The organism is Alteromonas sp. ABV4_150 (assembly GCF_056311745.1).
In genome coordinates this window covers 1,604,058-1,617,393 of sequence record NZ_CM149971.1, presented here as the reverse complement: position 1 = coordinate 1,617,393, position 13,336 = coordinate 1,604,058, and the positions used below count along the sequence as shown (strand labels likewise).

Sequence of the window (13,336 nt, the reverse complement as noted above, 5' to 3'; positions counted from 1 at the left end):
CCCTTATTTTTATTGTTAGCAGAGCTGTATTGTTGTTTTTGGCCCTCGTGGCTCTTTATCCCGTCTTCCATGCTGCATTTTTATTATTATTCTTGTTATTTAGTTTGTAGCTTTTCAAAGGCACCTACAAACTACGCCGTTAGATTACACGAATAATTTTAAAATACAACTTTTATGGTAACAAAATTTTAACAACAGTGTGTGAAAACGGTAAGGCTTAGTGTAAGCCTGCGATATAGTTAGATAAAATTTCGATATCTTCATCGGTTAATTTCATCGCAATATCGCGCATCATGCCATTCATGTCATTGTGACGTTGACCAGAACGGAAAGCTTTTAGCTGAGATGCAGTGTAAGTTGCGTGCTGCCCGCTGATGTCAGGGAAGCCTGCTAGTGCCATACCGTTGCCTTTCGGTCCATGGCAAGCGATACATGCCGTTACGCCACGTGACTCGTCACCACCTTGATAGAGTGCACGTCCAGCTTCAACATATTGCTCAGGCGTTTCGCCCGCTTTAGGCTCTTGGCTTGAAAAATAAGCAGCTAGGTCTTTCATGTCTTGCTCTGATAGGGGAGCAGCCATGCCGTTCATCACGGCATTATTACGACCTTCTTCGCCACCCGTTTGAGAGGCAAGTTTAAATTCGGTTAATTGCTTAACAATGTACTTCTCATGCTGGCCAGCAAGTTTCGGGTTCATGTCAATCATGCTGTTGCCATCAGGGCCATGACAGGCTGCACATACTGCAGATTTCGCTTTACCTGCCTCGGCGTCGCCTTCTGCCATAGCAGTTGCGCTCAAACCTAAAGACATACACACCAACAAACACAGTTTTTTCATAATAAATCTCTTAAATGGATCCAACGGCTCGCGTGATATACGTGATATCATGCGTATTTTACACATTTAACGCGTCAGAAAAACCTATTCCATGATAAAACTATGGTTTTTAGCTGGTTTATTCATTAAAAAACTGTAAACCGAAGGTTGAGACGCATGTGGAGGTAAGTCTAGATGTCGTATTACACCAAAGCAAAATTCTTTACGAGTGCACCTGACATTCGTCACTTAAAAAATGATAGCGGTATTGAAGTTGCGTTTGCGGGGCGCTCGAATGCGGGTAAATCGAGTGCGCTTAACACATTAACCCGTCAAAGGAACTTGGCGAGAACCAGTAAAACACCAGGTCGTACTCAATTAATCAATGTATTTGAACTAGAGGAAAGTTTGCGTCTTGTCGATTTGCCGGGGTACGGTTTTGCAAAAGTGCCGGTTGCAATGAAAAAGAAATGGCAAGCGTCACTAGGAGAATACCTTCAAAAGCGCAAGTCGCTTAAAGGTCTAGTGGTACTAATGGATATTCGTCATCCTTTTAAAGATTTAGACCAAGACCTTATTCATTGGGCTGTGGCGTCAGACATCCCAGTACTCGCGCTTCTTACTAAAGCCGATAAGCTTAAAAGCGGAAAGCGTAAAGCACAACTGTTAATGGCCCGTGAAGCTGCTATGGCATTTATGGGTGATGTAACGGTACAAACCTTTTCGTCATTAAATAAACATGGTTTACCAGAACTTGAGCGTATCTTAGATTCATGGTTCGGGTTAGATAAACCGGCCGATGAAGATACATCTGATGGTGTAGTCCAATAACGTAAACGGCGTATTTCACTTGTGTTGACGTTAGTGCATCTGAAGGGAAAGCTCGAGTCGCTAGAAAAAAGAACGCCCCGCATAGAGCGAGGCGTAAACTGAGAGAAAACACATAAAAACCGTAGATATAGAGTAGTAAGAATTAAAGAAGTTCAGAAAAAATAGAAAGAAAAATTAATTCAATCTCTATGTACCTGATATTTAGAGGTTATCTATTTTCTACAGGCATAAAAAAACCCCGACAAACTGTCGGGGTTAAAGCAAAGGTTTGAAAACAGCTTTCTCACCTCTGTACCCTACATGCGTAATATTACAACAAAGCACAGAAAAGGCAAGGGCGTTATGTAATTAAATTACCAAATTCAATGAAAGCAACCGGTCTTTTAATGTGAAAACTGTAATCTAATTACCAAACTAATGCGCTTCATCCCAGTTTTCGCCCACTCCGGCCTCAACAACCAGTGGTACATTAAGTGTAGCTGCGCTTTCCATAAGTGCAGTAATAGTAGAGACATAGGTCTCAACCTTATCTTCTTTTATTTCGAAAACCAGTTCATCATGCACTTGCATCATCATGGTTACATCGTCAGATGCATTTTTTCTGATCCAGTCATCCACTTTAATCATGGCCATCTTAATAATGTCTGCTGCTGTTCCCTGCATTGGCGCATTGATAGCCGCGCGCTCTGCACCTTTTCTACGAGCGCCATTACTGGCTTTAATATCAGGCAGGTATAGCCTGCGACCAAATACAGTTTCTACATAACCCTTTTCCTTGGCGCTCTCACGAGTAGAGTCCATATATTCAAGCACACCAGGGTAGCGCTCAAAATAAAGGTCCATGTATTTTTGAGCTTCATTACGCGGAATATTAAGCTGCTTAGATAATCCAAACGCACTCATACCGTAAATTAAGCCGAAGTTAATCGCTTTCGCGCTGCGTCGCTGCTCCGTGGTTACCTCATCAAGTGGTACGCCGAATACTTCAGATGCCGTTGCTTTATGAATATCTTTGCCATGAGCAAAGGCATCGAGTAGACCTTTATCACCAGAAAGGTGGGCCATGATACGCAGCTCAATTTGAGAATAGTCAGCCGCGACAAACTTATTTCCTTTCCTAGGAACAAACGCCTGTCGTACGCGACGACCTTCTTCATTGCGAATAGGAATATTTTGTAAGTTAGGATCGGTTGAAGAAAGACGCCCTGTTGCCGTTACTGCTTGATGATAAGACGTATGCACCCGACCTGTACGATGATTGATCATTTTAGGAAGTTTATCTGTGTAGGTATTCTTTAGCTTAGTTAAGCCGCGGTATTCCATGATCTTTTTAGGCAACGGATATTCAAGCGCGAGTTCTTGCAGTACATCTTCAGAAGTAGAGGGCGCTCCTTTTGGCGTTTTCTTAATAATTGGCAGCGACATTTTTTCAAATAAGACATGCTGAAGCTGTTTTGTTGAGCCTAAGTTAAACGGCTCGCCCGCTTCCTCATGAACTTCACTTTCAAGTTCGGCAATTCGACTAGCAAGATCTTGGCTTTGTTGGCTAAGTCTCTGGCTGTCAATCAGCACGCCTTCTTGTTCCATGCGAGAAAGTACGCACGCAAGGGGAACTTCAACGTCTATCAACAAGTTTTTAAGTTCTGGAATATCTTTTAACTTAGTCCAAATAGCGTTATGTAAGCGAAGCGTTATATCAGCATCTTCCCCTGCATAAGGGCCTGCTTCTTCTAGGTCAATTTGGTTAAAGGTAAGCTGTTTTGCACCTTTGCCAGCAATTTCTTCAAAGTGAATGGTTTTATGACCAAGATAAGCTAGAGCTAACGAGTCCATATCGTGGCGCTGGGCGGTGCTGTTTAGTACATAGCTTTCAAGCATGGTGTCAAAGCCAATGCCATTTAAGGTTATGTCATAGTTCGCTAGTACATTTCTATCGTACTTAATATGCTGGCCTACTTTTATAATCTTGTCTGATTCCAAAATAGGTTTTAATGCGTTTAATACGAACTCTCGTGATAGCTGTGCCGGCGCATCGGGGTAATCATGGGCTACAGGTACGTAAGCTGCCTCACCTGCTTCTATACAAAATGAAACGCCAACTAATTCGGCATCCATGTAGTTAAGGCTAGTAGTTTCGGTATCAAAGGCAATTAGCTCAGCTTTTTCAAGCTTAGCGACCCAAGCGTTAAAGCGCGCTTCATCAAGTACGGTTTCGTATTTCGATTTGTCGATATCTACCGATGTACTTTGTTCACTTTCTTGTGCACTGCTGCTATCTTCACTGCTAGATGTTTGGCTATTCGAGGCATCACCGCCCGCCACAAGCGCACTTACTTCTGTATGCCAGCGTTTAAATTCATACTCAGCAAATAGATCGCGAAGTTGTTCATTATCGGGTTGGCAAGGCATCAAGGCTTCAACATCATAGTCTAAGTCAAGATCGATGCTAATAGTGGCCAAGGTGTAAGAAAGGCGTGCTTGCTCCTCGTATTCCTGCATCTTAGCCGCCATTGACTTGCTACCTCTAAACGATAGATCGGCGATTTTATCCAGGTTCTTATAAATATCGTCTATACCGCCAATACCATTCAGTAAGGCTTGAGCACTTTTATCGCCTACACCAGGTACGCCGGGTATGTTATCTACTTTGTCACCCTTTAGTGCAAGAAAATCAATGACGAGTTCTGGAGGTATACCAAACTTAGTATTTACGCCTTCAACGTCCATTACCTGATTGGTCATAGTGTTGATCAAGGTGACATGCTCATTAACCAATTGCGCCATGTCTTTGTCGCCAGTGCTGATGAGGGTATCTATGCCTTTCTCTGTAGCATGTTTGGCTAAGGTACCTATAACGTCGTCTGCTTCTACGCCCGACTCGACAATAACAGGTAAGCCCATTGCCTTAATGATGGTATGTAGTGGCTCGATCTGGCTTCTTAGCTCATCCGGCATAGGTGGACGATTCGCTTTATACTCTTTATAGATGTCGTCGCGAAACGTTTTTCCTTTGGCATCAAAAATTACCGCCATATGCGTAGGGTTGTATTGTTTGATCAAGCTTTTAAGCATGTTTACAACACCATAAATGGCGCCGGTGTCTTGGCCTTTTGAGTTCGTTAATGGTGGTAAACCGTGAAAGGCACGAAAGAGATATGACGATCCGTCGACAAGAATAAATGGAGGCTTTTTAGAATCTGGCATAGCGGGCGATTTTCCAATATACAATATGAGCGCAAGGATGCCACAGGCTAGGTCAGATCGCCATATCATGAAAGAAGATTAAACGTGACAGTCGATCACATTTCGCCTGTGGATAACTTTGTGATCTAAAGTTTCAGGCACAGTGATCCGGATGATCTTTGTCAAGTTAAAGATCACCTTCTAAATCAAGAAAAATAAGGGAATGAGACTAAGGTGTGAAAACAGCGTACCTGCTACTAATCATTCCATTTCATGTGGATAACTTGGTGTACGTTTATTTTTGGTTTAACCAAGTTGGTCAAGTAATGTAGCATAACCGTTAACATTGTATACACGTATTTATAAGAACTTTTTTTGTACACTTGTGTGTTTAATAGCCAAATTTTGAATAAGTAGATGGCATAACGTCTAGGAGGACAATATGAAACAGGTAGCCGTTATTTTAAGTGGTAGTGGTGTGTTCGACGGGGCAGAATTACATGAGGCGGTATTAACGCTGCTAGCCATTGAGCAAGAAGGGGCGTCTTATCAATGTTTCGCGCCTGATGTAGAACAACTTCACGTGGTCAATCACTTAACCGGTGAAGTCGCGGAAGGTGAAACCAGAAACGTACTGGTAGAATCAGCCCGTATCGCCCGTGGCAATATAAAGCCCGTCACTGATTGTGACGTTAATGCGTTTGATACACTTATATTGCCCGGCGGCTTCGGTGCGGCGAAAAACTTGTGCTCCTTTGCTGTAGACGGTGATAAATGTACCTTTAACGAAGAGGTATTATCAGTCTGTAAGGCATTTGCACAAGCTAAAAAACCTGCAGCTTATGCCTGTATCGCACCAGCGTTAGCCGCTAAAGTGTATGGTAACAAGACCAAGATGACTATTGGTGATGATGAATCTACAGCTAGCGGCTTGAATGCATTAGGTGCCACTCATGTAGAGTGCCCGGTAGATGAAGTTGTCGTGGATAATGATGCAAAGCTGGTAACCACACCTGCTTATATGCTGGCCCAAAGCGTTAGTGAGGCAAATGTGAGTATTAGCAAAATGGTAAAGACTGTGTTAGCCATGAAATAGAAAGCGTGGTGTTGGCTTTTCTATCACCGAAAAGTTAGCTCAATCCCATGTGATTTGCTTAACGTTGTGGGGAGACAAAGGTTTCCCCCTACTCATTATAGTCCTATAATCAAAACCCAATACGAAACACACAGAACTTTACCTTCCTTATTTAAGGTAGATAAGTTTGTTTTTTGTAGTTAGTTTAAAAAAACATAAAAAAACAGGGCGCTTCCGCCCTTATGCGCGCTATAAGAATAAAGGCATAACAAACAATGCACTACCGTGCCATCATACGAATACTTGGGTTATTAATAGCGCTATTTAGCGTAACCATGATCCCACCAGCTATTGTGTCGTTGATTTATCAAGATGGCAGCGGCCTTCCTTTCACTCTTGCCTTTATTTTCTGTGTTATTGGCGGTATGGCCTTGTGGTACCCCAATCGTCAGCAAAAAAATGACTTAAGGGCGCGAGAAGGGTTTTTGATAGTCGCGCTATTTTGGTCTGTACTGGCAAGCGTGGGTGCAATACCGCTTATCTTACTTGAGCAACCTAGCATGACAGTTACCGATGCTTTTTTTGAATCGTTTTCTGGCCTGACTACTACAGGTGCTACGGTGATTGAAGGGATAGACTTTCTTCCACATTCAGTGCAGTTTTACCGCCAGCAGCTTCAGTGGTTAGGCGGTATGGGTATCATTGTACTTGCCGTTGCCATACTTCCTATTCTTGGTGTTGGGGGCATGCAGCTCTATCGAGCAGAAACGCCTGGCCCGGTTAAAGATAACAAGATGACGCCGCGTATCGCCGATACGGCAAAGCATCTATGGTATATCTACCTAACTATCACCATTGCATGCGCCGGTGCATATTGGCTTTCAGGTATGAATGTATTCGACGCTATTTGCCATGCATTCTCAACAGTAGCCATTGGTGGGTTTTCTAACCATGATGCGAGCTTAGGGTACTTCAACAGCCCTATGGTAAACGTGGTTTGTACAGTCTTTTTGCTTATTGCTGCGCTGAATTTCTCGCTGCACTATGCGGCGGTAAGCTCACGCTCAGTAAAAGGCTACTTTAAAGATCCTGAATTCAAAGCTTTCTTTATTATTCAAGCGTCGCTAATTGGTATTTGCTTTCTAGTACTCACTCTATCAGGCTACTATAGCTCAGCAGAGCAAGCCCTGGATCAGGCTATGATTCAGGCGGTGTCCATTAGCACAACGGCCGGATTCGCCACTACTGACTTTTCTGTATGGCCTACGTTTTTACCCATAATGCTTATTTTTTCTAGCTTCATAGGCGGTTGCGCCAGCTCCACAGGTGGCGGCTTAAAGGTAGTACGTGTGTGCTTATTGTTTTTACAAGGCAAGCGTGAAGTAGACAGACTTATCCACCCTAAAGCCGTGTACAGTGTTAAGTTTGGCGACCGTGCTATGCCTGACAGAGTGGTAGAAGCTGTATGGGGATTTTTCTCGGCTTACGCCGTGGTATTTGTGGTAATAATGATAGGCCTAATTGCTACAGGTTTAGATAATCTAAGTGCTTTTACTGCAACGGCGGCCATGCTAAATAACTTAGGCCCGGGCCTTGGCAGTGTGGCGGCAAACTATGCCGATGTAACTGATGCCGGCAAATGGATCCTAGTAACGGGGATGGTATTTGGTCGACTAGAAGTCTTCTCATTACTGGTACTCTTCTCGCCAACGTTCTGGCGAAGCTAATATCTCGAACTAATGGCTTTGCCTAATCGTTTAAAACAAGCTAAAAAAACAAAGGGCGATAATTATTATCGCCCTTTGTTTTATAAGTCTATATTCGAATCACTGTGCTCGGATATATTTGCGAAGCCTTAATTAAGAGGGGTAGCTAGCCAAAGAAGAATGCACTGGGCTGGAACAGCTTTTCTACATCATTGATGTACTTCTTATCTACCAAAAACAAAATGACATGATCGTTCGCTTCTATCTTGGTATCACTATGAGCAATAATCACCTGTTCGTCGCGAACGATAGCACCTATAGTCGTACCTGGTGGTAGCTTGATGTCGCCAATTTGTCTGCCAACCACTTTAGATGTGTTTTCATCGCCATGGGCTATGGCTTCGATAGCCTCTGCTGCGCCACGACGTAATGAGTAAACGTTAACAATGTCACCACGGCGCACGTGCGTAAGCAATGCCGAAATCGTGGCTTGTTGCGGTGAAAACGCAATGTCTATCTCGCCACCTTGGACGAGATCTACGTAAGCACTTCGCTGAATAAGCACCATGGCTTTTTGCGCGCCCATTCGCTTTGCCAGCATGGCCGACATAATATTCGCTTCATCGTCGTTAGTAACCGCAATAAAGGCATCGACCTGCTCTATATTTTCTTCGCTAAGCAATTCAGGATCAGACGCGTCCCCACTAAAGACAATGGTTTTATCTAAGTTGGCAGATAGATACTTTGCCCGCTCTGGGCTGTATTCAATAAGCTTAACGTTATGATTGTGCTCAAGCTTTTTCGCTAACCCTGCGCCAATTAAACCACCGCCGGCTATCATAATTCGCTTATAGCTAGATTCGAGCTTTTGAAGCTCACTCATTACTGCACGAATGTGCTTAGTGGCGGCAATAAAGAATACTTCGTCATCTGCTTCTATAACCGTTGTTCCCAGTGGACGAATAGGGCGGCCGCGACGGTAAATGGCTGCAACCCGGGTTTCAACGTTAGGCATGTGATCTTTAAGCGCAGATAACGCGTGGCCTACTAACAAGCCACCGTAATACGCTTTTACTGCTACAAGGCTGGCTTTACCGTCAGCAAACTCAACCACTTGAAGTGCGCCGGGGTAATCTATTAGACGCTTAATGGCCTTAGTTACCAATTGTTCAGGGGCAATAATGTGATCAACGGGGATGTCTTGCTGCTTATATAGCTGCTCTTGATAAATAATGTATTGTTCTGAGCGTACGCGGGCAATTTTGGTGGGCGTCTTGAATAGGCTGTAGGCAACCTGACAAGCTAGCATGTTGCTTTCATCACTATTGGTTACGGCTATGAGCATATCAGCATCTTCCGCACCGGCTTTGCGCAATACATCTGGGTGTGAACCCACACCCGTAACAACTTGCAAATCAAGGCGATCTTGCAGCGCGCGCAGAATAGTGGGGTCAGAGTCAATAACGGTAATTTCGTTATTTTCGCCTACTAGGTTTTCAGCAAGAGTTCCGCCAACCTGTCCGGCCCCTAAAATGATGATCTTCATCGTTATTATTTTGCCTTCATATCTGTGCAGGCCATAACTATGTAACCTGCACAACTATTAAACTCAGTCTGCCGACTTTACCAGCCTCGCATAATAGAAACCATCCATTTGTTGTTCCCCAGGTGTTATCTGACGTCCAGGTTTATCTGTGGTTTCTGTTTTCACTACAGGCGATAACTTGGCATTTGGCGTGTCGGCTAGAAACTGCTGTATTTGCGCCATGTTCTCTTTTGGTAAAATAGAGCAGGTTGCATAAAGCAAGGTGCCGCCTGGCTTTAATAGGCCCCACAGCGTATCTAATATGCTGCGTTGTAGCTGCGCTAAATTGTCGATGTCATTGGATTTTCGAAGCCAGCGAATATCTGGGTGACGGCGTATAACGCCAGTAGCAGAGCAGGGGGCGTCTAGTAATATCCTATCGAAGGGCTTTCCGTCCCACCAAGTTTCTGGATTAGCTGCATCACCTTGCTTAATATCCACGTCGTGCTTAAGACGCGTCATGTTTTCTTCAACGCGTTTTAGGCGTGTAGCATCGGCATCAAGTGCCAACACGTACTCAGTATCCGGCGCGCATTCAACAATATGCCCTGTTTTTCCGCCTGGTGCGGCGCAACAATCTAAAATACGCTCATTTGCTTGTGGCTGTAAGTAGTGTGCGGCTAACTGCGCTGCACCGTCTTGTACTGCAAAGTGTCCTTTATCAAAGCCAGGTAGGGCAGTAATGTCTTCACGCTTAGTTAGAATTACTGCATCTGCGTGATTGTCGCTAAGGGTATATTCTACGCCAGCACTATCAAGCGCCTTGGTAAATGCTGCCAATGTTGTTTGCAGCTTATTTACACGAAGCCAGATGGGAGCCATAGCGTTAGTTTCACTACGTACTTGGTCGGCATCGGCGCCATAGGCGTTTTCTATTGCCTTAAACAGCCACTTGGGTAACCCGCTGTTTATAATGGCATCGTCTACGTTTTCGTCGGCAAGGTTCTCTCGCTGAAAATTGCGTAATACCGCATTCACCAAGCCTTTAAGCGCTGCTGCATTTAAATAAGACGCTGCAGCAACGGTTTCACCTACTGCAGCGTGGTTGCTAACACGTGAAAAGTTAAGCTGGTATAAACCAAGAAGTATAAGGTGTTCAATAACCTTTTTATTTCCCTTTAAGGGTCTATCTAGCAAAGAGCGCAGCCAATGCTGTAAAAGGGGAAGGCGACGCATCACCCCTAATGACATCTCTTGAATCCATGCGTTATCTTTGGCGTTGTGCCTGCGCTGAACGCGCTCTAAGCATTCACGCGATGACTTGCCTTGCTCTAAAATTTGATAAATAACCCACGCACAATCTGCGCGCAGGTTTTTTTGTTTGGGAAGGGGGAATGGTTTCACGTTTAGTCCGCTTGTGTCAGACAACGACCCACTTCAAACCATGTTTGGCGAGCATTGATAACTTCTGACGCTGGAAGCGCCTTTTTACCTGGAATTTGAAGTGTTGTGATGCAAAGTGCATCGCGCCCTGTTGCTACGGTTATGCCTTCTTTATTCGCACTGACTATCGTACCTGGCTTAACCTCTTTATCTAATGTTACAACGTTAGCTGACCACACCTTCACGTTTTGATCTTCTACCTTCATCCACGCTACCGGCCAAGGGTTGAAGGCGCGAATGTTTCGTTCTATTTGTGCGGCATCGTCAGCCCAATTGATAAGCGCTTCTTCTTTAGAAAGCTTTTGTGCGTAGGTGGCTTGAGAATCTTCTTGTTTGGTGGGCGTGTAGCTTTCAAAGTTATCGACGACTTCAACTAACGCTTGTGGCCCCAGTTCTGCAAGCTTTTCATACAAAGTGGCGCTGGTGTCTTCAGGTGTAATAGGTAATGTGGCGATGTGCAGCATATCGCCAGTATCTAAACCTTCATCCATCTGCATTATGGTTACGCCTGTTTCAGCATCACCCGCCCATATAGCGCGCTGTATGGGAGCTGCGCCGCGCCACTTTGGTAAAATAGAGCCGTGGACATTAATACAACCTAGCTTTGGTGCATTAAGCACAGCAGTAGGTAATATTAGGCCATAAGCAACCACCACCATTAAATCGGCATTTAGCAAGGCTAACTCTTTTTGTGCTTCTGGCGCTTTTAACGATTGAGGCTGATAAACGGGAATGGCATTTTCCTCAGCTAGCACTTTAACTGGACTGGCCGTGAGTTTCTTACCTCGTCCGGCGGGTCTATCTGGCTGAGTGTAAACAGCAATAACCTCGTGCTCACTATCAAGCAACGTCGACAGATGTTTAGCTGCAAAATCCGGAGTACCGGCAAAAATCACTTTTAATGAAGTTGTCACGTTATTCCCTAGGCTTTTGCAGCAAGACGCGCTTCTTTCTCAAGCTTTTTACGAATACGCTGGCGCTTAAGTGGCGATAGGTAATCGATAAAAAGCTTACCTTTTAAATGATCGAGTTCGTGTTGGATACAGATAGCCAGCAGGCCTTCAGCATCCAATTCAAAAGTGTCACCGTTTTCGTCTAAAGCTTTAACCGTTATTGCTTCAGCTCGTTCAACTTTGGCGTAGTTACCAGGAACTGATAAACAGCCTTCTTCGCTAATCGTGGAGCCATCTTTACGAACGATTTCAGGGTTTATAAATACGCGTGGCTCGTTTTGATCTTCCGATACGTCCATTACAACAACTTGAACGTGGCGGTTAACCTGCGTTGCAGCAAGGCCAATGCCGTTCTCGTCTTTCATGGTTTCGAACATGTCCGATACCAATTGTTTAATTTCGTCGTTAACCTCTTCTACGGGTTTAGCTACCGTGCGAAGACGTTCATCAGGAAAACTTAATACGTCTAAAATTGCCATTTCTCGCTTACTTCACCTTTTCGCTGTATAAATTCATATACGATCTAATTGCCAGCACGCTTTACAGTGCTTATTAAGTTACTATTCTAACGTATATCGGGTGGTTTCGTGCAGTTTTTTGCCTAAACTCTATAAGAATACGTAGTTCTGCCGATATAGTGCTATTGTCTGAAAAATCAACAATAAATGACAGTGAATAATTTGCAGGTGGTCAATTTGAAAAAGCGATTAATACGCGCGCGTCGTGCAGCAATATTTATTCTTGGAGTGCTTTTGTCTTTGCCTGCGTTCGCGCTTCAATTAAAAGACACTGCGCCTGAAACCTATACGGTGAAGCGTGGCGACACCCTATGGGAAATTGCGAGTATTTTTCTAAATGAGCCTTGGCTATGGCCAGAGCTGTGGCGAACGAATACGCAAATCGACAACCCTCATCTTATCTATCCCGGCGACGTCATCGTCGTAGGTTATATTGATGGTCAGCCCGTCTTAAGCGTGAAGCGCGACAAGCTAGCCTACAACCTGTCACCGTCTACTGATAAGCGAATAAAGCCAAAACCTGTTGACGTCTTGTCTTGGACTACTATATCTCCTTTTGTTAGACAGCATATGTTGCTAGACGAAGACGACTATTCAGTCTTACCTCGACTCCTAGGTAACCAAGACGGAAATGTAAGGTTTGCTTCAGATGACTTTGTGCTTAGCCAGCAACAATTCAGTACTAACGACCAGTACAGAGTGATTAGAAAACACGCTACTATCAAAAACCTAGATGGAGAAACGCTGGGCATTCAGGTCACTCATATATCCAATGCTTCGTTGGTAGAGAAAGACCAGGCAGACGATACCATGCTGCTGTTTATTGATGACGCCAATCAAGAAGCAAAACGTGGTGACAAATTGATGGCCGGTGGCTTTACTCATCCAGAAGGTTTCGAGCTTACGCCTGCTACCTCACAACGAGGAGCGGTCGTGGGTGATTTGCATGATCACGACTTACTTGGCAAATATGACGTTGTCATTGTTGACCTTGGTGCAATGGATGTAGCACCAGGCACAGTATTGGGGCTGTATGCTCAAGGCCCAGCCATTATTGATGAAGATAGCCCGCGTTACGTTGATGAACCCGGTGCTAAAAACGGTGGTGAGTGGTTTATCGATACGGTAGCACAGCCCGCACTCAAAGTAGGTGAGATGATTGTTTTTAAAACATTCGATGCGGCAAGCTATGGATTAATAACACGAGCGAATAAAGGAATTAAGCGCGGCTTTATTGTCGCTAAGCCTTAGACGCTGTAGGTTTCATTGTCGCTCACAAAGG

10 protein-coding genes are annotated in these 13,336 nt (G+C 44.3%); 4 read left to right on the top strand and 6 right to left on the bottom strand.

Translation table 11 applies throughout. The annotated features are described in order from the left end of the window. Window positions 1–217: 217 nt before the first annotated feature. On the bottom strand, window positions 218–841 hold the full coding sequence (locus ACYX4M_RS07045; protein WP_179981871.1) for a c-type cytochrome: 624 nt from the start codon (window positions 839–841) through the stop codon (window positions 218–220). Between the two features lie 174 nt (window positions 842–1,015). Here ACYX4M_RS07045 and yihA point away from each other — a divergent pair, with 174 nt between their 5' ends. Continuing rightward, the gene (gene yihA / locus ACYX4M_RS07040; protein ID WP_476082437.1) at window positions 1,016–1,651 is read left to right on the top strand and encodes a ribosome biogenesis GTP-binding protein YihA/YsxC; all 636 of its coding nucleotides are present in this window, start codon (window positions 1,016–1,018) and stop codon (window positions 1,649–1,651) included. A 414-nt stretch (window positions 1,652–2,065) separates the two neighbouring features. On the opposite strand, the gene polA is transcribed toward yihA, so the two are convergent. Further along, on the bottom strand, window positions 2,066–4,855 hold the full coding sequence (polA, locus tag ACYX4M_RS07035; protein WP_476082436.1) for a DNA polymerase I: 2,790 nt from the start codon (window positions 4,853–4,855) through the stop codon (window positions 2,066–2,068). Between the two features lie 421 nt (window positions 4,856–5,276). Between polA and elbB the strand changes: the two genes are divergently transcribed. Beyond that, window positions 5,277–5,930, top strand: coding sequence for an isoprenoid biosynthesis glyoxalase ElbB (elbB, locus tag ACYX4M_RS07030; protein WP_476082435.1), 654 nt, complete (start codon window positions 5,277–5,279; stop codon window positions 5,928–5,930). Window positions 5,931–6,184: 254 nt separating this feature from the next. Then, on the top strand, window positions 6,185–7,636 hold the full coding sequence (locus ACYX4M_RS07025; protein WP_474803290.1) for a TrkH family potassium uptake protein: 1,452 nt from the start codon (window positions 6,185–6,187) through the stop codon (window positions 7,634–7,636). A gap of 145 nt (window positions 7,637–7,781) precedes the next feature. On the opposite strand, the gene trkA is transcribed toward ACYX4M_RS07025, so the two are convergent. From trkA to def, 4 genes are all read right to left on the bottom strand, one after another. Further along, a complete protein-coding gene (gene trkA / locus ACYX4M_RS07020; RefSeq protein ID WP_476082434.1) occupies window positions 7,782–9,161 on the bottom strand; it encodes a Trk system potassium transporter TrkA in 1,380 nt (459 codons plus the stop codon). A gap of 63 nt (window positions 9,162–9,224) precedes the next feature. Next, entirely contained in the window at window positions 9,225–10,544 is a 1,320-nt protein-coding gene (rsmB, locus tag ACYX4M_RS07015; RefSeq protein WP_476082433.1) for a 16S rRNA (cytosine(967)-C(5))-methyltransferase RsmB, read from the bottom strand. A gap of 2 nt (window positions 10,545–10,546) precedes the next feature. After that, complete coding sequence (gene fmt / locus ACYX4M_RS07010) at window positions 10,547–11,497, bottom strand: methionyl-tRNA formyltransferase (RefSeq protein WP_476082432.1); 951 nt, start codon at window positions 11,495–11,497, stop codon at window positions 10,547–10,549. A gap of 8 nt (window positions 11,498–11,505) precedes the next feature. After that, window positions 11,506–12,015, bottom strand: a complete 510-nt coding sequence (gene def / locus ACYX4M_RS07005; protein WP_476082431.1) for a peptide deformylase — start codon at window positions 12,013–12,015, stop codon at window positions 11,506–11,508. A 216-nt stretch (window positions 12,016–12,231) separates the two neighbouring features. Here def and ACYX4M_RS07000 point away from each other — a divergent pair, with 216 nt between their 5' ends. Then, window positions 12,232–13,305 carry a LysM peptidoglycan-binding domain-containing protein gene (locus ACYX4M_RS07000; protein ID WP_476082430.1) on the top strand — a complete coding sequence of 358 codons (1,074 nt, stop codon included), beginning with the start codon at window positions 12,232–12,234 and terminating at the stop codon, window positions 13,303–13,305. Window positions 13,306–13,336: the final 31 nt, after the last annotated feature.